20 protein-coding genes are annotated in these 23,806 nt (G+C 33.4%); 18 read left to right on the forward strand and 2 right to left on the reverse strand.

The features are described 5' to 3' along the window. Nucleotides 1-119: 119 nt before the first annotated feature. The 4 genes from PKK00_13010 (at nucleotide 120) to PKK00_13025 (ending at nucleotide 6,038) form a co-directional block, all read left to right on the forward strand. Complete coding sequence (locus tag PKK00_13010; GenBank protein HNW99322.1) at nucleotides 120-1,499, forward strand: aminotransferase class V-fold PLP-dependent enzyme; 1,380 nt, start codon at nucleotides 120-122, stop codon at nucleotides 1,497-1,499. Nucleotides 1,500-1,608: 109 nt separating this feature from the next. After that, nucleotides 1,609-2,631 (forward strand): homoserine dehydrogenase, encoded by a 1,023-nt coding sequence (locus PKK00_13015; protein HNW99323.1) that lies wholly within the window; start codon nucleotides 1,609-1,611, stop codon nucleotides 2,629-2,631. A 109-nt stretch (nucleotides 2,632-2,740) separates the two neighbouring features. Then, nucleotides 2,741-4,489: an aldehyde ferredoxin oxidoreductase family protein gene (locus PKK00_13020; GenBank protein HNW99324.1), complete on the forward strand. Its 1,749-nt coding sequence runs from the start codon at nucleotides 2,741-2,743 to the stop codon at nucleotides 4,487-4,489. A 130-nt stretch (nucleotides 4,490-4,619) separates the two neighbouring features. Further along, a complete protein-coding gene (locus tag PKK00_13025) occupies nucleotides 4,620-6,038 on the forward strand; it encodes an aldehyde dehydrogenase family protein (GenBank protein HNW99325.1) in 1,419 nt (472 codons plus the stop codon). Nucleotides 6,039-6,278: 240 nt separating this feature from the next. Here PKK00_13025 and PKK00_13030 read toward each other — a convergent pair whose 3' ends face one another. Next, entirely contained in the window at nucleotides 6,279-8,540 is a 2,262-nt protein-coding gene (locus PKK00_13030) for a T9SS type A sorting domain-containing protein (protein HNW99326.1), read from the reverse strand. A 67-nt stretch (nucleotides 8,541-8,607) separates the two neighbouring features. Further along, nucleotides 8,608-9,156, reverse strand: coding sequence for a glucosaminidase domain-containing protein (locus tag PKK00_13035; protein ID HNW99327.1), 549 nt, complete (start codon nucleotides 9,154-9,156; stop codon nucleotides 8,608-8,610). Between the two features lie 78 nt (nucleotides 9,157-9,234). On the opposite strand from PKK00_13035, the gene rsmG reads away from it, so the two are divergent. The 14 genes from rsmG (at nucleotide 9,235) to PKK00_13105 (ending at nucleotide 23,794) form a co-directional block, all read left to right on the forward strand. Then, nucleotides 9,235-9,849 (forward strand): 16S rRNA (guanine(527)-N(7))-methyltransferase RsmG, encoded by a 615-nt coding sequence (rsmG, locus tag PKK00_13040; protein ID HNW99328.1) that lies wholly within the window; start codon nucleotides 9,235-9,237, stop codon nucleotides 9,847-9,849. A 209-nt stretch (nucleotides 9,850-10,058) separates the two neighbouring features. Further along, nucleotides 10,059-12,182: an oligopeptide transporter, OPT family gene (locus tag PKK00_13045; GenBank protein ID HNW99329.1), complete on the forward strand. Its 2,124-nt coding sequence runs from the start codon at nucleotides 10,059-10,061 to the stop codon at nucleotides 12,180-12,182. Between the two features lie 84 nt (nucleotides 12,183-12,266). Then, entirely contained in the window at nucleotides 12,267-12,647 is a 381-nt protein-coding gene (locus PKK00_13050; protein ID HNW99330.1) for a PqqD family protein, read from the forward strand. A 2-nt stretch (nucleotides 12,648-12,649) separates the two neighbouring features. Next, nucleotides 12,650-14,110: an aminoacyl-histidine dipeptidase gene (locus tag PKK00_13055; GenBank protein ID HNW99331.1), complete on the forward strand. Its 1,461-nt coding sequence runs from the start codon at nucleotides 12,650-12,652 to the stop codon at nucleotides 14,108-14,110. 56 nt (nucleotides 14,111-14,166) lie between these two features. Continuing rightward, a complete protein-coding gene (gene rpmH / locus PKK00_13060) occupies nucleotides 14,167-14,325 on the forward strand; it encodes a 50S ribosomal protein L34 (protein ID HNW99332.1) in 159 nt (52 codons plus the stop codon). A 118-nt stretch (nucleotides 14,326-14,443) separates the two neighbouring features. Then, nucleotides 14,444-14,953 carry a hypothetical protein gene (locus PKK00_13065; protein HNW99333.1) on the forward strand — a complete coding sequence of 170 codons (510 nt, stop codon included), beginning with the start codon at nucleotides 14,444-14,446 and terminating at the stop codon, nucleotides 14,951-14,953. Between the two features lie 229 nt (nucleotides 14,954-15,182). Beyond that, nucleotides 15,183-15,308, forward strand: coding sequence for a hypothetical protein (locus PKK00_13070; GenBank protein ID HNW99334.1), 126 nt, complete (start codon nucleotides 15,183-15,185; stop codon nucleotides 15,306-15,308). Nucleotides 15,309-15,331: 23 nt separating this feature from the next. Next, complete coding sequence (locus PKK00_13075) at nucleotides 15,332-17,842, forward strand: YfhO family protein (GenBank protein ID HNW99335.1); 2,511 nt, start codon at nucleotides 15,332-15,334, stop codon at nucleotides 17,840-17,842. Further along, nucleotides 17,839-19,167 carry a glycosyltransferase family 4 protein gene (locus tag PKK00_13080; protein HNW99336.1) on the forward strand — a complete coding sequence of 443 codons (1,329 nt, stop codon included), beginning with the start codon at nucleotides 17,839-17,841 and terminating at the stop codon, nucleotides 19,165-19,167. The genes PKK00_13075 and PKK00_13080 overlap by 4 nt, the downstream gene beginning before the upstream one ends. Before the next feature lie 77 nt (nucleotides 19,168-19,244). Further along, nucleotides 19,245-20,243, forward strand: coding sequence for an NAD-dependent 4,6-dehydratase LegB (locus PKK00_13085; protein HNW99337.1), 999 nt, complete (start codon nucleotides 19,245-19,247; stop codon nucleotides 20,241-20,243). Nucleotides 20,244-20,322: 79 nt separating this feature from the next. Further along, complete coding sequence (locus tag PKK00_13090; protein HNW99338.1) at nucleotides 20,323-21,027, forward strand: sugar phosphate nucleotidyltransferase; 705 nt, start codon at nucleotides 20,323-20,325, stop codon at nucleotides 21,025-21,027. Next, nucleotides 21,024-21,878, forward strand: a complete 855-nt coding sequence (locus PKK00_13095; protein HNW99339.1) for an NAD(P)-dependent oxidoreductase — start codon at nucleotides 21,024-21,026, stop codon at nucleotides 21,876-21,878. The genes PKK00_13090 and PKK00_13095 overlap by 4 nt, the downstream gene beginning before the upstream one ends. After that, complete coding sequence (locus PKK00_13100; GenBank protein HNW99340.1) at nucleotides 21,875-22,960, forward strand: glycosyltransferase family 4 protein; 1,086 nt, start codon at nucleotides 21,875-21,877, stop codon at nucleotides 22,958-22,960. Before PKK00_13095 ends, PKK00_13100 begins: the two co-directional genes overlap by 4 nt. A gap of 24 nt (nucleotides 22,961-22,984) precedes the next feature. Next, nucleotides 22,985-23,794 carry a glycosyltransferase family A protein gene (locus PKK00_13105; protein ID HNW99341.1) on the forward strand — a complete coding sequence of 270 codons (810 nt, stop codon included), beginning with the start codon at nucleotides 22,985-22,987 and terminating at the stop codon, nucleotides 23,792-23,794. The last annotated feature ends 12 nt before the right edge of the window (nucleotides 23,795-23,806 follow it).

Raw genomic sequence — 23,806 nt, forward strand, 5'->3', positions numbered from 1 at the left:
CTATATTTACAACTTAATTTGTTTGGCTAAATTTTAGTCGGACAGCAATGATAATTTATATTTATTATATAAAAGTGCTTTTCAACTTTGTAAATAATAATTTAAAAAAAATTATCATTATGTCAAAACCACTCACAAAAGATGACTGGATAAAAATCGGTCAGAAAATGATGGAAGACCATGCAAAAGCAGTGAAAATCGCTAAAACCAGAAAATTCGACACTATTGCCACTCATGGTTTGTACAACATGGAAAAAGCTTTCAGCGGAAATTCAGGTTCTATTATGGAACCTATTTATCTTACCACTGCTGAAGCATATGTAGACAGCGCCCACATGGAAGCGGCGCTTGCTTATGAAATGCCAACATGGTGTTACTCCCGAATTGCAAACCCTTCTAACGGATTTCTAGAAGATACCATTGCACTGCTCGAATCGTACGATTCAGATATTGAAGCATCGTGCCTGGCTACATCAAGTGGTATGGCTGCAATAAGGACAGCTACGGATGCATTTTTAATTAAAGATGATAAATTACCAAAGCCAAATTTTGTAACCAGCGCAAAAGTTTATGACGGAACATTTCAGCAATTCTCGGTGCGCCGTTATAAAGAGCAGGGGATAGATGTAAGATGGATAAAAAATCCTTATGATTTGAATGAATGGAAATCGCAAATAGATGAAGGTACCCGCTTTGTGTATGGCGAATTCCCTTCTAATCCGGCTGTTGCCATTTTTGATATTGAAGAAGTAGTAAAGCTTGCACATAAATTTGGCGTTCCTATGATTGTTGATGCAACCTGTGCATCACCTGCATTGACAAGGCCTTTATTATACGGTGCCGATATTGTAATTCAATCGGGAACAAAAGTTATTTCAACAAACGGAACTTCAATTTGTGGAATGCTTACTTCTCGTAAAAACATTGTCAGTAAAGTTGGTTGTGATGAAATGAAAGCTGACTTTGCTGTATGGGCAAAGCTTTGGCCATACAGAGATAACGGTCCTTCAATAAGTCCTATCAATTCAATTTTAACTTTGAATGATTTACGTTCGTTGCGTATGCGTATTTCGCAGATGAGTGATACGGGAATGAAAGTAGCAACCTATCTTGAAAATCACCCGAAGATTGATAAAGTTTATTATCCCGGCTTGAAAAGTTATCCTGCACATGAAATAGCAAAAAAATATATGAAGCTTGCTGATACTAATGAAAACAAGTATTCATATATGATGGCAATGGAAATAAAAGAAAAAGCGCCAATGGATTCTGTTAATGCACGTAAGTTTTACGATGCATTACAAATGATCTGGAGGGCTACAGATTTAGGTCGTTGCAAAACCGTTGCCACACTGAATGCAATTTCAACACATCAGCAGCAGGGTGAAGAAGGAAGAAAACTTGCCGAGATAAAACCTTCTACTTGTCGCATAGCTGTTGGTATAGAAGATGCCGATGATATAATCAGGGATTTGGAACAGGCACTTGCAAAAATTTAAAACTCACCCCCGCAGTACCTTTCTCCACATTGGAGAGGGGGAAGCGAAGGGAGTAAGAAAAAAATAAAAAATAAAATATAAATCATTAATCAATTATAAATTAAAAAACATGAAACACAAAATTGCATTATTAGGATTTGGCACAGTTGGCCAGGGAATCAGTGAGATTCTTCTCAACAAAAAAAACTTTTTAAAAGAAAAATATAATTTCGAATTCGACATTGTTGCTGTTGGTGACTTTGTTTACGGAAATTGTTATAACCCCAATGGACTTGATATTCCTTTCATGCTTGAAGAAGCAAAGGCAAAGAAAAAATTTACAAAAGATGTTTCAAAATTGGATAATGTTGCTCTCATTAAAGAAAGCAATGCTACTGTTCTTTGCGAACTTACATTTACTGATTTAACTACCGGTGGACCTGCTATTGACCATGTACGTGCAGCTTTGGAATCAGGTAAGCATGTTGTAACAAGCAATAAAGGACCAGCCGCATTGAAATATGCAGAATTCAAAAAACTCGCTGATAGTAAAGGTGTGAAATTTTTTATTGAAGGAACTGTTTGCGCAGGAACTCCAATTATCAATTTAGCTGAAGGCCCTCTTGCTGGTTGTGAAATTTCTAAGATTCGCGGTATCCTGAACGGAACAACAAATTATATGTTGACCGAAATGGAAAAAGGTATGGATTACAATGCTGTTCTTAAAGTTGCTCAGGAACTGGGTTACGCAGAAGCCGATCCTACGGGCGATGTAGAAGGTTATGAAGCTCGCGGAAAAGTGACTATCCTTGCAAATATCGTAATGGGCGCACCATTAAAAATAAATGATGTTACCTGTAACGGCATCACTAAAATTTCTCCGGCTGATATGGAACAAGCCAAGAAAGAAGGTAAACGCTGGAAACTTATTGGTTGTGTTGAGAAGAAAGATGGAAAAGTTTACGGTTCAGTTGCTCCCGAAATGGTTCCATTATCACATCCTTTGGCAGGAGTTATGGGCGCTACAAATGCATTGACTTTTACAACAGACATGTTGGGTGATGTTACTATTGTTGGTCCTGGTGCAGGAAGAATGCAGACCGGTTTCTCAATATTGACTGACCTTTTGAGAATTCATAAAGAAGTGAAATAGTGAAATGGAGAATTGATGAAACGGAGAATGGGTGAACTAATTTTAAAAATGGAAGCTCCATTCTCCAATTCATCTATTCAGAATAAAATTTTGAAATAACGAATAAATTATGTCATATACCCGAAAGTGCTTGTACATCGACCTTACAAAAGGCAAGTACGAGTTTAAAGAAACAGATAAATCGCTGATAGAAAAATATATCGGAGCGAAAGGGATGGGTTTTGCATTACTCAATAAATTAAATCCATCACCGGAACCTCTCAGTCCTGAAAATCCATTGATCTTTATTAACGGACCTTTCACAGGAACTAAAATCCAGACAAGTGCAAGAACTATGCTGGTTACACGATCACCATTAACAGGCAGCGCGCTTGATTCACATTGTGGTGGAAATTTTGGACCACGTTTAAAATTTGCAGGATACGATTATATTTATATAACCGGAAAAGCTGCAAAACCTACATACATCTATATTAACGAAGATAAGATTGAATTTCGTGATGCTTCAGAAATCTGGGGAAAAGGAATTTATTTTACAAACGATGAATTAATAAAACGCCATCAGGGAACTGATCCGCGTGTTGCTTGTATTGGTCCGGCCGGTGAAAATTTTTCACACATTGCATGTGTTGGTGTTGATAAACATCGTCAGTTTGGCCGGGGCGGTTCAGGTGCAGTAATGGGCTCGAAGAATTTGAAAGCAATTGTTGTTGATGGAAATATTCCTATAAAATATTTTGATGAAGAAAAATTCAAAGTAGTAAATGCAGAAGCAACTAAAAAAATTCTTGATAATCCCGGCATAAAATTCCGCAGACAAAAAGGTACGATGAAATGTATTCGCGGATGTCAGACCAACCATATTCTTCCAACAAAGAACTGGTCGAAAGTTGAATTCGAGGAATTCGAAGAAATAAGTTCTGAAACAACCAGAAAAGAACTAAATTGGAAAGATACCGGATGTTATAATTGTTCTATTCGTTGTTCTAAATGGGCTCGTTGGGATGGACGTGAAATTGAAGGACCTGAATACGAAACTGCCGCATTAATGGGCTCGAACTGCGAGATTGCAAGCATTAAAGATATTGCACTGGCAAATGATATTTGCAATGATTTGGGAATGGATACTATCAGTGCCGGTGGTACTGTAGGTTTTGCAATGGAATGTTATGAAAAAGGTTTGCTTGGAAATAATTTCGGAGTTAAACTAAATTGGGGAAATGCCGAAGCGCAGCGCGAATTGCTAGAACAGATGGCATACCGCAAAGGACCCGGTGAAATTTTTTCTGATGGAACTAAAGTTGCTTCACAAAAAATTGGTAAAGGCAGCGAAGATATTGCAATCAATATTTATGGAATGGAACTTTCAGGAATAAATCCTTTAGGTTCACTTACCATGGGCGTTGCAATGGCTGTTGCCGATTTTGCAAGTCATACACGTTTGTGGATTGCCGAACAGGAAATGGGACCCGATTTTAAAATCGAAGATATTGTTCCAACTGTTGTTGAAGGCATCGACACTACTAATGTTAGAAACAGTTTAGTGGTTTGTGATTTTGTTCCATTACCACTTGATGTTTTTGCAGGAATACTCAATGCCGCTACTGGCAGCAATCATACGGGTAAATCGCTTCTTGAAACAGGAACACGCATCACGCATCTGGCAAGAAGTTACAATACCCGCAATGGCAGAAAACATACTGATGACACACTTCCCGGTCGTTTCTTTAATGAAACAACTTTGTCGGGATTCATGGAAGGAAAAAAATTAGATAAAGAATATTTTAATTCTTTCGTTCAAAAATACTACGCAATGCGCGAGTGGAGCAGTACAGGAGAACCCACCAAAGCATTTTAAAAAAAAATTGAAATTTTAACCTAAGTAAAATTCTCTTGAACCAAAAATCATTAAATACGAAAATTATGCAATCGATATGTACAATAAAGCATATCGAAATTTATATATAAATTTTATAGACTATATTATTATGGAAACGATGACAAAAGAAAATTGTGTAGCATGTAAGGAATTGATTCCTGTTTACGACCCGTTCGATAATTCGATTGTAGGAGAAGTAAAAAAATCAACAAAACAAGATGCTTTAAAAGCAATTGAAATAGCACAAAGAGGCTATGAGATTATTCGTAAGATGTCTGTTCATGAAAGAGCAACAATACTTTTCAGAACAGCCGAAATTGTTGAAAAGAATAAAGAAGAGTTTGCCGTTACCATTGCACGCGAAGGATCAAAAACCATTAAAGAAGCACGTAAAGAAGCAAACCGTTGTGTGAACACTCTGCGCGTTTCTGCTGAAGAATCGAAACGTTTGCTTGGCGAAACCATTCCTTTCGATTCATTTCCCGGTGGCGAAAATAAATTAGGATATTATTATCGTCAGCCAATTGGAGTTGTTCTTGCAATTACTCCGTTCAACGATCCGCTGAATTTGGTTGCACATAAGCTGGGACCCGCAATTGCTGCCGGAAACAGCGTGGTGTTAAAACCTGCAACGGTTACTCCACTTTCTGCAATAAAACTCGCTGAAGCCATGTTTGCCACAGGTTTACCAAAAGAATGTTTACAGGTTGTAACCGGAAACGGAAGTGAGATTGGTCCAGCTCTTGTTCAGGATGAACGTATCCGGATGGTAAGCTTTACCGGTGGTTTCGATGCCGGAAAAGAGATCACAAAAATTGCAGGCATTAAGAAAATCGGAATGGAATTAGGTTCTAATTCACCTGTGATTGTTTGGGATGATGTGGATGTTGACTATGCCGTTGAAAGCTGCGTGAGTGGCGCATTCTGGGCTGCCGGACAAAATTGTATAGGCGTTCAGCGCATTTATATTCACAAAAGAATTTATAATGAATTCCGTGATAAATTTGTTGCACGTACATTGAAATATAAAATCGGAAACAAGATGCAGGAAGATTGTGACATGGGTCCGATGATTACTGAAAAAGAAGCCGAACGTGTTGAAAAATGGATTAAAGAAGCAGTGAGCCTTGGTGCAAAATGTTTATGCGGTGGCAAACGTAAAGGTGCAATTATGGAACCATCGGTTTTGGAAAATGTTCCTGAAAATGCGACCATTCATAAGGAAGAAGTTTTCGGGCCGGCTGTAAATCTTTACCAGGTTGAAACAATGGACGAAGCTATTGCAAAAGCAAACAGTCTGCCTTTCGGATTGCATGCTGCTGTTTTTTGCAACAATATTAACCTTGCTATGAAAGCTGCATACGGCGTGGATTGTGGCGGAGTTATCATCAATGATTCTACCGATTATCGTTTAGACTCTATGCCTTTTGGCGGAATTAAAAATTCAGGACTTGGACGTGAAGGAATAAAATTCTCTTTACAGGAAATGACTGAACCAAAAATGGTTTGTATTAATATGATGAATTAATAATATGTCAAATATTAGATAACAAATGTAAAATTGCAAAATGGATAAATAGTTTTGACATTTTCCATTTCACATCTTCAATGATAAATAAATTTAAAGTTCCTTCCAAATAAATGCAGAAGGTTTTTCTATTTTAAACTCTGTGCAGCTCTGTCAACTCTGAGGACTCTGTGTTGAAATAGTTAAATATTTTTAACACAGAGGACACGGAGAAAAAAGAGTTTCACAGAGAAAGTTGCTCTATCGTTGAATCATCAACTTTGCTGAATAATTTTGTAGCCGTATAAAATATAATCCGCTTGGTGCTTGGCTTATATCAAGCGTTGCAGAAGATGCTGGTGAGATTATTTCTTTGTTAAAAATAACTTTTCCATTTATGTTGAAAATTTCAACCAGTATTTTTTTATTTTTTAATTCGTTTGGAATAGTAATATTTACATTGCTTGCAGCGGGATTGGGAAAAATTTCCAAATTGTTCTCATTTTTATAATATTCAGCAAACCCAACAGGATTAGGGTGTGTGCCGCTATAATAAGTAACGCCTCCCGAGAAATTTCCAACAACCATTTCCGGAAAATTATTTCCATCAAGCTCAGCAACAGCTACAGCACTGTGCATTCCTTCGTTTATGTATAAATAATTAGAATCAACAAGCGTGAATTTTCCATTAATGTTGTTGTCGATATTTTTGTAATAATAAATATTTCCGCTTTCGCTGCCAACGAAAAGCTTAGTATTTCCGGCCGAATCGGTGAATAAGCACGGAATGCTGTAACCGTAATTTGAAACGGTATGTTTTGTTACATCAACTTTTCCAAGAGAATCGGTAATTAATGTAAATTGCGGATTTGTTGCACTGCCAGTGTTCTTATAAAAATTTAAAGTGCCTGCTTTTTCGCCAATGATAAGGTCTAGAAGCAAATCTTTATCCAGGTCGAATAATTGCGGAGTTGCTGAAGGATAAGTTTGAGTAGGAGTATTGCCAACATAAATTCCAAAATAGTCGGTTTGTGAAAGCACCATGTTCATGGGTTGTCCGGCTGCTGCTGTATTTTCGTACAGATCAATTTTTCCATTCGATTTTCCGATGATCATTTCAGCAGCGCCATCATTGTCAATATCGCCGAATGCAGGATAAACTGCAATTAATTTTCTTGATCTGATGTTAGCGAAATCATCTGTTATCAAAGTAAATTGTGGCGACACAGAAGTCCCCGTATTTTTATACAAACTAATTCCTGAAATATAAATAGAATATAAAAACCCATTTGAATAGTAGGATGAATCGCGTGTTCCGAAATTTGAAATAAAAAGGTCTTTCAATCCATCGCCATCATAATCATAGAAAACGGGATAAGCACCGGAACCCAGATCGATCATATCACCTTGCAGAAAATTATTTTTACTATAATTAAAAACGGGCGAAGAAGAAGTTCCTGAATTATTGTAAAGCCAACAGCTCTTCTGATTTTCAGCAATAGTCATGCTTACATCAAAAGGTGATACAAGTAAATCTTTTTTATTATCGTTATTTACATCAAGAAAACTGGGAACGGGAAATGAAAACAAATTTATTTTATTTGTGTTTGAAGGATATAAAGTATCGGTGCTTGTCATTAATGCATCGTTTATAGTTCCTCCGTTATTAAGCGCTATCAAGCCCGGGAAATCTACATCTCCAAGAAGTAGATCTTTTAAATTATCACCATTCAGATCCAATGCAAGCATAGTAGAACCGGTATGTTTGAAATCATTCTCTTCATTTTCTTTTCCCGATTTATTCGGACAAATAATATTCAGCGAAATTTTATTATCCGAAACTCCTTCTTTAAAATCGCCCCAGCAAAATTCCTGTCGTTCGAATTTCAAACTATCAGCATTTCCGTATAGTTCCATAGATAAATTTTTATGGAACTGAACATATTCACCAAGTCCCCAGAAATTTAAAATATCCAGATCGCCATCACTGTCGATGTCTGAAATAGCAGGAAAATCAACATTTGTAACCAGTATGTTTGAGTATTGCGAATCCTGAAGCGATAAAATAGGTTCAACTACTTTTGTGAATTTTAATCCGGTTGTTGCATTACCGGTATTTTTATAAACAGCAATACCACCGCCATATGCATAAGTAAAAATATCTTCTTTCCCATCGTTATTATAATCCATTAGTTTTGCCCAGTAATGAATCTCAGGAAATCTTTCGCGATATTCTGGAGCATAAGTGTAATCAATAGAGTTGGCATTTCCGTTATTTATAAAAGTTACAATTTTTGCACTGCTGCGGTCGTAAATAAATAAATCATTTTTGCCATCAAAGTTTAAATCAATCTCTGAGAACTGGCATGAATTCAGCCCGCCGCCCCATGGGTTAGAAATGATATTATTTAAATTATCTTTTACAACAATTGAGGTGTTTCGTTCAAACCCAAAATCCTCGTATTGTTGTGCAAAAAGAAAATTAAATAAAAAAGAAAAAAATATGAGTAAATTTTTTTTCATCATTACAAATTTAGCCAAATATCATTTCAGCAACGTAATATTAAATGTAATATTATTTGTTTTTGAATTAATTTAAAGAAGTAGAATCTTCAGGGCAATATAAGCTATCGAGGGAATTGAATTTATATTTTTCAATAATATAAATTAGCCGATATGCATAGCTTGGGTCTTCGGCATAGCCGGCTTTTTTAAGACCAAATGCCCAGTTTTTATAATCGGTAATGTTCAGGGAGAAAAGATTAGCGTACCATTTTCTTGTTTTAATATGGTTGGAATGGTCAGCATAAGATTCAAGAATATTTTTATACTTTTTATAACAATTGCTTCCAACCCAGAATTTTTCACCTTTCCAGTCGGGTTTATTTTTAATGCCGAAATGATTATTTGCATATTGTGCCAAATAGCTGTTTCCATAGCCCGATTCGAGTATTGCTTGCGCTAGAGTAATACTGGCGGGTACGCCTGAGTGATTCATTTCTTCAACTGCAATAATTTTGAAAGTATCGACATATTGTGTAAGCGTGTACTTCTTTGTATTTGGGGCAGAAGTAAAAGCTATAACAGTAAAGGAAATAGCAATAAATGTAAAGAAAATGGTTAGAGATAATTTTTTCATAAAAATCTGGAAACTCTTAGCAAACATAAAATGTTTTTCTGATAAATCAAAAAAATATTTTACTTTGCCAAATCAAAAATGGAAATAATAAAAAAATATTTTTCGCTTAACTCCACTCAGGAACAGCAATTTATTGCATTGAAGGATATATATTCTTCATGGAATGAAAAAATTAATGTCATTTCACGGAAGGATATTGAAAATATATATGAACACCATGTATTACATTCACTGGGAATAGCTAAAGTGATTCAGTTTAAGAATGAAACGAAGATTCTTGATGTGGGAACAGGCGGAGGCTTTCCCGGGATTCCTCTGGCAATCTTATTTCCTGGTTCTGATTTTCTCCTGGTTGATTCTATAGGAAAAAAAATAAATGTTGTTAATGCTGTAATTTCTGAGCTTGGATTAAAAAATGCAAAAGGGATTCATCAAAGAGCTGAAACGATTGATGAAAAATTTGATTTCATTGTTTCGCGTGCGGTTACCTGCTTACCTGATTTTTATAATATTGTGAAAAATAAAATAAGCAGGAATAAGAATAATACTTTACCGAATGGTGTGTTGTATCTGAAAGGTGGCGATTTTCAGGACGAATTAAAAAATATTAAGAGTAATTATAAAATTTTTGATTTAAGCGATTTTTTTTCAGAAGAATATTTTGCTACTAAAAAACTGATACATATCTTTTAACGTTTTATGATAAAATTATCTTTGTCAGTTTCATAGTTTTTTATTTAATTAGCTGACTGAAAATAAATATACTGAATCTTGACGAATTTGCAAAGTCAAAGTCGTTTAGATTCAGTAATACTGAGCGAATGAATTTGCATTATTTTGCAAATTCGTTCAGCTGAAGTATAAATAAACACAAATAAATAAATTAATAAAGGAGGAAAAACATGTCAGAACAAAAGAAATTCGTGCCTTTTGTTTCAGCCGAGACAAACATGACCGAGTTCACTGTAAGAGCCTTGATCATTGGGCTTATCATGGCAGTAGTTCTTGGTGCTGCAAATGCTTATCTCGGGTTGCGTGCAGGTATGACTATAGCAGCCACTTATCCTGCCGCTGTAATTGGAATGGCAATTTTAAAAACATTAAAAGGTTCAATATTAGAAGAGAATTTTGCCCGTACTGTTGGATCTATTGGTGAATCAGTAGCAGCAGGTGCTATTTTTACATTGCCTGCATTTTTCGTGTCGGGTATATGGCCTGAATTTTTTACTGTAGGACATTATATGACTTCATCGTTGATACTTATTGCAGGAGGTATCCTCGGTATCATGTTCGTTGCCTTACTTCGTAGGGTAATGGTTGAAGATGTTGAATTAAAATTCCCCGAATCAATTGCTGCTGCCGAAATTCATAAAGCCGGTCGCAGAAGCGGCGGCGGTTCAAAATTTCTTTTTGGGGCAATGGCAGGTGGTGCAATTATTCAGGCACTTGGTCAGCTTAAATTTTTTGCCACTTCATGGGAGAAATTTATTACATTCTCAAAACAAACTATAACAGGAACTGTATTTTCAGGAAAAGGTGGATTGCTTTTAAGCTCTCCCGGTATAAGCCCGGCTTATATGGGAGTTGGTTACATCATCGGACCCAAATATGGCGCATTGAACTTTAGCGGTGGTTTGATAGCATGGGGCTTACTGGCACCTATGATTTATTATTTTATCTCTCCTTCGATTGATATGGATTTTCTGACAAGCTGGGCATCAATGCTGCAAGTTAAAGATCCTACTTTATCAGATGCTGCTGCATTGGAAAAAGTAAGCGATTCAACTTTTCAGATAACCCAGATATGGCGGTTCATTGTTCGCCCAATCGCTATTGGCGGTATGTTAATGGGGGCATGTTTCACATTATTTAAAATGCGTAAAAGTTTGGGCGAAGGTATAAGAAGAGCTGTTGGTGATGTACGCAAAGTTGCCGGTGGAGGCAAAGTTGAAACAGTTCGTACCGAAAAAGATATCCCTTTCACTTGGATAATTATTGGAATTTTATTTGTTGCATGTTTAACATTTTTCATTACCTTCTTTGTATTTGAAGCAAGTTTACTGGTTTCAATAGTTGCAGCAACTTTACTAATCGTATTGGCATTTTTATTTGGTGCAGTATCGGGTTACCTTGTTGGTATAATGGGTTCAAGCAATAACCCGATTAGTGGTTTAACACTTACAGCTTTAGTTACAACAGCATTGATACTTGTTGCTTTAGGCGTACATGGCGATGCAGGTGTGGCAACAGTTTTAGGAGTTGCTGCCATAGTTTGTGTTTCTGCTGCTGTTGCAGGCGAAATGTTACAAGACCTGAAAGCTGGGCATATCCTTGGTGGTACACCATGGCGCATGCAGATTGGTGATATTATCGGTGTTATACTTGCCGGTTCAGTTATGTTTGGTGTGCTTGTTATCCTGAATCAGGGTGATATTGCACAAGGATTGAAAGATGGATACGATGGTGGTTTTGGAAGTAAAAATCTTCCTGCTCCTCAGGCTAGCTTGATGGCAATGTTATCAAAAGGTATTGTAAGCGGACAAATGGCTTGGCCTTTAATAATAGTAGGGATGTTAATGGGGTTGGCATTTATTTTAATGCAGGTTAAAAGTCCTATGCTTGTTAGTGTTGGTATGTATCTTCCTTTGGAAACAACTTTTGCGATATTCTTAGGTGGCTGTGTTAAAGGTATTCTTGAGATGTTTAATACAAATAAGAAAGAAAATGGCAAAGTGGTTTTGGATGCTGAAGGAAACCCGGTTAAAAAATATTCAAAAGGACAAATGATACGAATGGATAATATAGGAATATTGCTTGCGTCTGGCTTTATAGCTGGCGAAGCATTGATGGGACTTGTTTTTGCATTATTATATTTTATGGATGTTCCAACTCCTGCAATATTTGAAAATCCGTCGTTCTTCATTAGTATGACAATTCTTACTCTGATAGCATTTGCATTGATTTATTTCCCACTGAAGAATAAAGGTGATGCAAGCGAACCACCACCTCCAAGTGGAAGTTTCTAAACTAAAGTTATAAAGGAATAGAGGTATAGGGTAAACATAACATAAACCTTATACCTCTATACCATATACACTATAATATTTAAAATGGAAGTAAGTTTTTTTGAACGGAGAAAGATTTTAAAAAGTGCCAGTTTACTTGATTTGACACCTATGGCTAAAGTAAGTCATGAAGTTGATGACGCAGGTATGGTAACTTTGCTTTATCCAAAATTTAAAAATAAAAAAGTAAGCAAGTATATGCTTGGAAACAGGTCGCCGTTTATTCATATGAAACTTGATGAGATAGGCACTGCCAGCTGGTTGCTTATTGACGGGAAAAAAAAAGTTAGTGAGATAGCCGATTTGCTTACAGAACAATTTGGTGATAAAATTCATCCGGTGAATGAAAGGCTTGGAAAATTTTTATCGCAATTATATGACAACAAATACATAACATTTATTGAATTATTAAAAAAGGAGAAATAATTATGGGAAATATATTAGGCAATTTACAGCCAACATCATTGTGGAATAATTTTGAAGCAATATGCGGAATTCCTCACCCTTCAAAACATGAAGCTAAATTACGCGATTTTGTTGTAGGATGGGCAAAGTCATTAAACCTCGAAACTATTGTTGATGAAGTAGGTAATGTGATCATCCGAAAACCTGCAACAAAGGGTATGGAAGATAGAAAAGGTATTATTCTTCAGGCACATCTCGATATGGTTCCCCAGAAGAACAATGATACCAAACATGATTTTGAAAAAGATCCTATCATTCCCTGGATTGATAGCGAGTGGGTAAAAGCAAAAGGTACAACTCTCGGAGCTGATAATGGAATTGGAATGGCAGCAGCTATGGCAGTTCTTGAAGCAAAAGATTTAACTCATGGTCCTATTGAAGCCTTATTTACTGTTGATGAAGAAACAGGAATGACAGGCGCTTTCGGTTTAAAAGCAGGTTTACTTAAAGGCGATATTTTAATGAACCTCGATTCAGAAGATGAAGGCGAACTTTACGTAGGTTGTGCAGGTGGTACAAATGCCAATTTAAAATTTAAATATGGTGAAGAATTAGTTCCAGCAAATTCAGAATCTTTCAAATTAAATGTTGGCGGACTTAAAGGTGGTCACTCAGGAGTGGATATTGCACTTGAAAGAGGTAATTCAAATAAAATATTAACCCGCATTTTATGGCATGCTCATAAAAATTATAATTTACGGATTTCATTAATTGATGGAGGTTCGCTTCGCAATGCTATTCCCAGGGAATCATTTGCTGTAATTACTTTACCTAAAGATAAAGTTGCTGAATTCAAAAAATTTGTTGAAGAATTTTCTTCAATTGTAATTAATGAATATAAAGGTGTTGAAACAGATATTAAAATTACAGTTGAACCCGTTGCAATGCCTGCAAATGTTATTGATTTAAGAGCGACATTTAATTTTTTAAATGCAGTATATGCTACACCTAATGGCGTAATGCGTATGAGCCAGGATATGATAGGGCTGGTTGAAACTTCTACTAACCTTGCCACTATTAAATCCGAGAATGGTGAAATAAAAATCCAGTGTCTTTTAAGAAGTTCGGTAGATTCAGCAAAAGAAGATTTGGAACATATGGTTGAAAGCGTATATAACCTTGCCGGAGCTGAAGCAATTTTTGATGGACAATATCCGGGATGGAAACCAAACATGGATTCTCCAATACTTAAGGAGATGCTAGCTGCTTATGAAAAACAATTTGGCAATAAACCTAAGATTGCAGCTATTCATGCAGGATTGGAGTGTGGACTTTTGGGTGGAGTATATAAAAACTGGGATATGATTTCATTCGGGCCTACCATTCGTTTCCCGCATTCTCCGGATGAAAAAGTAAATGTTCCTTCTGTGAAAAAATTCTGGGATTTTCTTACAGAAACATTAAAAAATGCTCCAAAAAAATAAATATTTGTATAATTAAAAATAATATTTAACTTTGCAGCCTTAAAAATTGAAAAGCGATGAAAAGAACATTTCAGCCATCACAAAGAAAGAGAAGAAACAAACATGGTTTCAGAGAAAGAATGTCAACTGCTAATGGACGCAAAGTTTTATCGTCACGCAGAGCTGCTGGCAGAAAAAAACTTACTGTTTCTGACGAAAAATTACATAAAAGATAATTTTTAAATTATTGAGAGAATATTTCTTGAAAGGGAAGCATTGCTTCCCTTTTTTATTTCTCAGAAAATATAGGGGAATTTTTATATATTTGTTATTCATTTAATAAATTAATCTGTAATGAAATCAAAATTATTTTTTTTAATAACATTAATATTTATTGTTTCTGCATGCAGAAATAATAAAAGCTCAGATAAAAATTCATTCTCAACAGCAGTTGCATATAACGACTTTATTGTTGATCAGCAAAAGCTGATACTTGGAAAACATGATGCATGGAATGCTGCATTTACAAATAAAAATGTACAAGAAGCAAAAATAAAACTGGATGAACTAACTAAACAATGTAAGATTGCTATTGATACTATTAGTAAAATAGATGCATTTAATAAAAACACTGAATTTCGTGATGCAGCAATCAGGCTTTTTACATTATATAAAAATACAGCGGAAGGAGGCTTTAAAGAAGAAACTGAAATACTGATGAAATCTGAAATTTCGGATCAGGATGAGGAGCGTGTAAATCAAATAGAAGATGAATTTTTTAATACAGAAAAAGAAATTTATAATGCATTTATAAAAGCCCAGGGAAAGTTTGCCAGTGAAAATAATATGGTATTAAAACAATAGTATAATTATTCGTTAATTCATAGCTCCTGTATAATAAATATCAAGGGCTTTCTTTTATTCCGATATTAAAAAAATCTTTACTTTCGCATAATAAATAATTATTCTTATTTTGAAAATTTTTCTGATTATAATTATTGTATATTTTTCCTTTATGCTGGCAGGAAGATATATTTTCCCTTTACTTTTAAAAAGTTTTGTAAAACATTACAGTAATAAAATATATCAAAAAATGGATTTTTATGATCATGTTCCTGATAGAAATGAAGGAGAAATAAATATTATACATAACCCGGAAAGCAACTCAAATAGTAAAATTGAAAAAGGTGAATATGTAGATTATGAAGAAATAAAGTAATACTAAATAATAAATCATAAATCATGGAGAAAATAAAATTCAAATCGATATTACCCTATTGCCTGACTGTTGCATTATTTGCTTTTATTGCATTAGCATACATGTATCCTGTATTACAAGGAAAACAAATTATGCAAAGTGATATTATTCACTTTCAGGGTATGTCGAAAGAAATTGTTGATTATCGCAATCAAACTGGAGAAGAGGCATTATGGACCAACAGAATGTTTGGAGGAATGCCTGCATATCAAATTTCTGTAGTTCATAAAACTAATTTGATTAATTATTTTGACAGGGCAATAAAACTTTGGTTACCTCATCCTGCTGGCTTGGTTTTTCTTTATTTTATTGGGTTTTATATTTTATTATTAGTTCTTGGTGTCAATCAGGGTTTAAGTATTGTCGGGGCTATGGCTTATGCCTTTTCTTCATATTTCTTTATAATTTTTGAAGCCGGTCATAATTCAAAAGCAAATGCCATAGGTTATATGGCGCCGTTTATTGCCGGTGTTCTATTATGTTTCAGAAGGCGTTATATTATAGGAGGTGCGCTTACTGCATTTTTCCTTGCCCTTGAAATAAATGCCAATCATTTACAAATAACTTATTATCTAATGCTGATAGTAATCATATTAGGAATAGCTGAGTTTGTAAATAAACTAAAAGAAAAAAAATTAAAAGATTTTTTCATCGCTGTTGGTGTTATGATTGTTGCAGTAATTATTTCGGTAGGGGTTAATATCAGTAATTTATGGACAACCAACGAATACCTGGAATATTCAACAAGAGGAAAATCAGAACTGACAAATGATAAAGGAAATAAAACAGGAGGACTTGATAGGGATTATGCAACCGACTGGAGTTATGGAAAGATGGAAACATTTACTTTGCTTATCCCTAATTATATGGGTGGAGCATCGCAGGGAGAGTTAAGTAAAAATTCAGATACATACAAAGCTTTAAAAGAAAATGGTATACAAAATTCTGAGAAAATAATTAAAAATATGCCGACATATTGGGGCGATGTACAATTTACTTCGGGACCTGTTTATGTTGGTGCAATCATTGTTTTTCTTTTTATTCTCGGGCTTTTTATCGTGAAAGGTAAATATAAATGGTGGCTATTATCGGCAACATTACTATCTATTTTCCTTGCATGGGGAAAACATATGATGTGGTTTACAAATATTTTCTTCGACTACATGCCGGGATATAATAAATTCAGAGCAGTATCGATGACATTGGTTATTGCTGAATTTTGTATCCCTCTCCTTGGGTTACTGGCATTAAAAAATATTTTTAGCGAAAAAATATCAAAAGATATAAAATTAAAATCTTTAAAATATGCCGGTATTATTTGTTTGGGAATTATAGTGATTTTTGGATTTTTTAGCGGTGCATTCCTGGATTTTATTTCCCCATCAGATAAAGAATTACTAAAAAATGGTTATCCGGAATGGCTTATTACTACGATACAATCTGACAGGCATGGATTGTTAATATCAGATAGTTTGAGATCATTGATTTTTATAGCACTGGCTTTTGCGATACTTTGGCTTTTTGTGATTAATAAAATCAAAAATATTAATCTTGTAATTATCGTGTTAGGTTTATTAGTGATATGCGACATGTGGCCTGTTGATAGAAGATATCTTAATTCAGATAATTTCACTACTAAAAATAAATTGAAAGCTACTACGAATACTAAATCAAAATGTGATGAGATAATTCTTAGTGATACAAGTCTTGATTATAGAGTTTTAAATATGAATAGTCCTTTTATTGATGCGGCTACATCATATTATCATAATTCCATTGGAGGCTATCATGCTGCGAAATTAAAGAGATACCAGGAACTTATTGAGACCAGAATATATGAAGAAATGGTTAAGATACAAAATGCATTTTCGTCAAAACCTATTGATTCAGCTATAACGATGACTTTAAAAAATATTCCTGTTTTGAATATGCTGAATACAAAATATATTATATATAACCCGGAAGCTGCGCCTTTAATGAATAGCAATGCTATAGGTAATGCATGGTTTGTAGATGAATATAAGTTGGTAACTAATGCTGACTCTGAAATAGCAGCAATGAAAGATTTTAAACCTTTAGAGACAGCTATAGTCGATAAACGATTTGAAAACATGATTACGATAAAAAATTCTGGTAAAGATTCTACAGCAGTAATCAAACTTACAGAATACAAACCTAATTTTTTAAAGTACTTTTATAATGCGTCTAAGCCTCAGCTCGCTGTTTTTTCAGAGATATACTACGCCAAAGGTTGGAATGCATATATTGATGGTAAAGAAACGCCTTATTTCCGTGCTAATTATATATTGCGTGCTATGGAAGTTCCTTCAGGAAAACATGAAATAACCTGGAAATTCGAGCCCAAATCATTTTATATTGGTGAAAAAGTATCGCTGGCATTTAATATTATTTTAATTTTTTCAATTATTTGTGGAGTATTTATTGAATTGAAAAAGAAAAAGAAGAATAGTGCAGAGATGAATGACTCCATATGAAAAAAGTTTTAATAATTACATATTACTGGCCACCATGCGGTGGTTCTGGAGTGCAGCGTTGGTTAAAGTTTGTGAAATATTTGCGTAACTTTGGATGGGAACCTATAATTTATACGCCTGAAAACCCCGAAATGTCTGTGATTGATAATTCTCTGTTAAAAGATTTACCGGAAAATTTAACAGTAATTAAAACAAAAATATGGGAGCCGTATAATTTTTATAAAGCATTTATAGGAAAAAAAAAATCGCATAAAATAAATACTGCACTGCTTTCCGAAAGCAAGAAACCAAAACTTACAGAGAAAATATCAGTTTGGATTCGTGGAAATTTTTTTATTCCTGACGCAAGAAGATTCTGGATAAAGCCTTCTGTAAAGTTTCTTAAAGAATATTTAAAATCAAATAAAGTTGATGCAATAGTTTCTAATGGTCCACCTCATAGTATGCATATGATTGCTTTAGGATTAAAAAAATCATTGAATATACCTTGGTTAGCCGATTTCCGTGACCCATGGACAAATATTGATTTTTATCATGAATTAATGTTATCAGGATGGGCAGATAAAAGACATCATAAAATGGAAAATAAAGTTTTGAAAAATGCTGATGCTGTTACTGTAATCAGTAGGAGTATGGCTGAAGATATGAAGAGATTACATAATAGAAAATATGAGGTAATTACAAATGGTTATGATGAAGAAACAAATATTGAAGATGTTGTTTTGGATAAGAAATTTAGCATTGCACATATCGGAAGTCTTGTAAAATCACGCAATCCCGAGGTGTTATGGAAGGTCTTGAATTTTCTTTTAAATGATAGATCGCAAAATTCCTTTGATGCTGAAAGATTTTCGAAAGATTTAGAAATTAAGTTAGTTGGGAAGGTTGATTTTTCTGTAAAGGAATCAATAAAGAAATATAAACTTGAAAATTATATTAATTATATTGATTATTTACCGCATGATGAAGTAATACGTGTTCAGCAACAATCACAGGTTTTATTACTTTTGTTAAATAATACGCCAAATGCAAAAATGATTCTGACAGGAAAGTTTTTTGAATATCTTGCCGCTAAGCGTCCTGTATTGTGTATTGGTCCAACTGACGGTGATGCAGCTGAAATCATTAATGAAACAAAATGTGGTGTAATTTCAGATTTTGATGATTTTGAACATTTAAGAGATAGTGTAATTAATTTTTATAAATCATTTTGTGAAAACTCGCTTGATGTTAATAGTGCAGGAATTGAAAAGTATAGTAGGAAAAATTTAACTTTTGAATTATCAAAAATTCTGAATAAAATAGTTATAGGAAATTATTATTGACGATAAAATATATATTGGTTTTTAGTTTACAGTTATTCATTGGAAATTCATGAATTTCAGCTTATAATATTTAATATATGGATTTAAAAGGTAAAAATATTCTGGTTACAGGTGCCGGTGGGTTTATCGGGAGCCATTTGGTTGAAGAATTAGTTAAAAGAGATTGTAAAGTAAAAGCATTCGTGCATTACAATTCTTTTAACAGCTGGGGTTGGTTGGATTATATGGATGAAAATATTAAAAAAAAAATTGATGTTTTTATAGGTGATATCCGTGATCCATATGGCGTTAAGACTGCAATGAAAGGAAATGCAATCGTTTTTCATTTGGCTGCATTGATTGGAATACCCTATTCATATCATTCTCCCGATGTTTATGTGGATACAAATGTAAAAGGAACTTTAAATATTTTACAAGCAGCACGTGAGCTTGATGTAAAAAAAGTTGTTCATACTTCAACAAGTGAAATATATGGTACAGCTCAGTTTGTGCCTATAACGGAAGAGCATCCGACAAACCCCCAATCGCCTTATGCTGCAACTAAATCAGGAGCTGATTTTCTTGCTTTGACTTTTTATCGTTCATTTGAAACACCTGTGTCTGTTGTTCGTCCGTTTAACACTTATGGGCCGCGGCAGTCAGCAAGAGCTATTATTCCTACAATAATTACTCAAATTTTATCAGGAAAAAAAGAAATAAATCTTGGTTCTGTTACCCCTACACGTGATTTGAATTTTGTTAAAGATACAGCTACCGGCTTCATTAAAGCTGCTGAAACTGAAAAGGCGAATGGTGAAATAATAAATATAGGAAGCAATTTTGAAATTTCTGTCGGCGATTTGGTTGCTAAGATATCTGCTATTATTGGTAAAGAAGTGAAAGTGAAAACGGATGAACAAAGGATTCGTCCTGGAAAAAGTGAAGTTGAACGCTTGTGGGCTGAAAATAAAAAAGCAAAAGAATTAATTAATTGGCAGCCGCAATACACATTGGATAGAGGATTGGATGAAACTATAGCTTGGTTTTCAAATTCAAAAAATCTTGAGTTTTTCAAACCGAATATTTATAATATTTAGTGAAAAACTATAAGCGAAAATATAAAATATTGATTTTTGTAACTTTTAGTTTTTGGTTTATAAATTTTAAATTAAATATATGAAAGCAGTAATATTAGCAGGAGGTAAAGGAACAAGATTAAAACCTTACACAACTTCGATCCCAAAACCACTTGTTCCTATTGGGGAGAAAGCAATAATTGATATATTAATAAATAGGCTCAAAAATGCAGGTGTTGATGAAGTATTTATTTGTGTAAATCATCTTGCGGAAATCATAATGGCTTTTCTTGGCGATGGAAAAAAATTCGGCATAAAAATTAATTATTCATTTGAGAAAAAGCCGCTAAGCACAATAGCTCCATTGAAATTAATTAAAAATTTACCTGATGATTTTTTAGTAATGAATGGAGATCTATTAACAGACTTAGATTTTAAAAAATTATTTTTGAATCATATTAAAAGCAAAGCACAACTTACAGTTTCAACATATAAACGAAAAGTAAAAATTGATTTTGGCGTAATTGAAGTTGATAAAAAAGGAAGCAACGCAGTGGGTTTCCTCGAAAAACCTGAATACAACTACGAAGTAGCAATGGGTGTTAATGTTATCAATAAAAAATTATTGAAACTTATTCCAGAAGACACTTCTTTCGGCTTTGATAATTTAATGAATATGATGTTGAAGAAAAATGAAAAAATAAATATTTTCAGATATAATGGGTATTGGCTTGATATAGGCAGGCCCGATGATTACGAGAAAGCAAATAACGATGTTGAAAAACTAAAGCATTTGCTTAAATGATGAATATTCTTGTAACCGGTTCCGAAGGATTCATTGGTAAGTTGCTTGTCGCACAATTAATGAGTAAAGGATACAATGTTAAGACATTTGATTATAAAGATGGCGACATCACTAAAGCAGATTCATTAAATATTTTTGATGAATCAGATATAAAACACATTTTTCATCTTGCTGCAAAAACATTCGTTCCCGATAGTTGGAAAAATCCTTATGACTTTTATAATGTAAATGTTTTAGGAACAACAAATGTTTTGGGGTTTTGCAGAAAAAATAATTGCAGCTTAACATACATAAGTTCATACGTATATGGCAATCCTGATTATTTACCGATTGATGAAAACCATAAATTAAAATCGTACAATCCATATAGCAACAGCAAAATATTGGCAGAAGGAATTTGTAGTTGTTTTGCCGATAACTACAGAATAAAAACATGTATTATTAGACCATTCAATGTTTACGGTGTAAATCAGCTTGAAGTATTTTTAATTCCTGAAATAATTAAAAAAGTTTATAATGATAAAATTATTGAAGTAATGGATTTAAAGCCTAAAAGAGATTTTGTCTTCGTCGATGATGTTGTTGATGCATTAATGCTTTCAGTTGATAAGGAAGGAATTTATAATGTCGGAAGCGGCTATTCTGTGAGTGTTGAAGAAATCATTAAAATAGTTTTAAAAGTTACGAGTATAAAAAAAGAATACTCGTCAAAAAATATTTCAAGAGAAAATGAAGTGTTTGATGTTATTGCTAATATTTCAAAAGCTAAGAAAGAACTTAATTGGCAGCCAAAAACAAGCATAGAAGAAGGGATAAAAAGGTGTGTTGATAATTTTATTATAAATAAATGATTAATAAGAAATCTAAAATAATCTTTGTAAAACCCTCTAATTCTTCATTTATTAATTTAGATGAAATAATCTTCAATAAGTATTTTGAAGTAATTCCATGTTTAATAAAATTAAAGAAAGATAAAATAAAAATTTTTATAGGTGCAATTAGCTTATTATTCTTTTTATTTTTTAAAACTCGAAAATCAAAATTGTTTATAACATGGTTTGCAGATTATCATGCAGCAATAATGGTCTTCATTGCAAAATTTTTTGGAAAAAAATCAATTGTTTTTATTGGTGGTCAGGAAGCAATATGTTATCCTGAATTAAAAAAAGGAGTTTATTTGAAAAAAACGAGGAGTGCATTTGTAAAATATGCTTTAAAAAATACCAACCTTATAATAGCAAATCATAGCTCTCTTATTTATCACGAGAATTCATTCTATAATCAAGAAAAACCACATATCGATGGTGTAAAACATTATATTCCTGACTTAAAGACGCCAATAAAAATAGTTTATAATGGAATAAACCCTGATAGAATTAAAAGAGATTACAATATTAGGAAAAGTGAAAATATAGTTTTGACTGTTGGAACAATGTTTCAAATAAATGATTTTTATAATAAGGGATTTGATTTATTTATCGATGTTGCCAGAAGAAATAAAAACATAACATTTGTTTTAATAAGTATAAAAGAACAATATAGAAATTGGTTAGAAGAAAATTATAAAGTTTCAGAAATATTAAATCTAAAGATCATTCCTTACTTTTGTCCAGATGAAACTTTAATGTATTATTATAATATTGCAAAAGTATATGTGCAAGTATCAATAACAGAAGGTATGCCTGTTTCATTAAATGAAGCGATGTTATGTGAATGTATTCCTGTTGGCTCAAATGTTAATGGAATCCCTGATGCAATTGGAAATACAGGAATTGTAATATGTGAAAGAAATGTTAATGAATTAGAAAAAGCTATATTAGAAGCATTGCAAATGAATTCAGGAGATTTATCTAGAAAATTTGTTTTAGATAATTTTAATATTGAAAAAAGAGAAGAAGAAATTTTAAAAATAACAGATGACATATTAAAATAAAAAAATAATAAATATATACAGAAGATGTCATCACCTCTTGTTTCCATAATAACTCCAACTTACAATCATTCAAAATATATTTCTGAATGTATAGAATCTGTTTTAGCGCAAACATATCTGTATTGGGAAATGATTGTTGTGAATGATGGAAGTACTGACAACACAACCGAAAAAGTTTTGGAATATACAAAAAAAGATGACAGAATTCGATTGATAAATCAGAAAAATATTGGCATTTTCAAATTACATGTAACATACAATAAAGCATTAAAAGAATCAAAAGGCGATTACATTGCTATACTTGAAGGTGATGATGTTTGGGAAAAGGATAAGTTAGAGAAACAGGTTGAAATTTTTGAAAATGACCCAAAAGTGATTTTAACATGGGGAAAAGCGTATTCAAAGAATGCTGACTTTTCACAAGTTCTTGGAGTGCATCCAAATATAATTAATAACGATTCATTTTTGTATAACAAACCAATCGGGACTTTTTTAAATTATTTACTTTTTGAAAATCCTATAGTAGCTTTAACTATTTGTGTAAAGAAAAGCAGTTTAATCGATATTGGAGGATTTTGTCAAGATTATGATATACCAACTGTAGATTTACCAACACTTTTACGACTTTCCCAAATTGGTGAATTTTATTTTGAAGATTCAATTTTAGGGATATGGAGAAATACTGCAAGTCAAGTTACCAAAAGTTTAACTGTTGAAATGACTAAAAGAAGAAAAGAGTTGGTGTTTTTTGTTTATGAAAATTTATCTCAGGAAATAAAGGATAATTTAAATGTTATACTCAAAGAAAACAGGTTTGCAAAAAATCAAGATTGAATGAGCTGAAAA

This window comes from Bacteroidales bacterium (assembly GCA_035353855.1).
Classification (GTDB): Bacteria; Bacteroidota; Bacteroidia; order Bacteroidales; family CG2-30-32-10; genus DAOQAK01.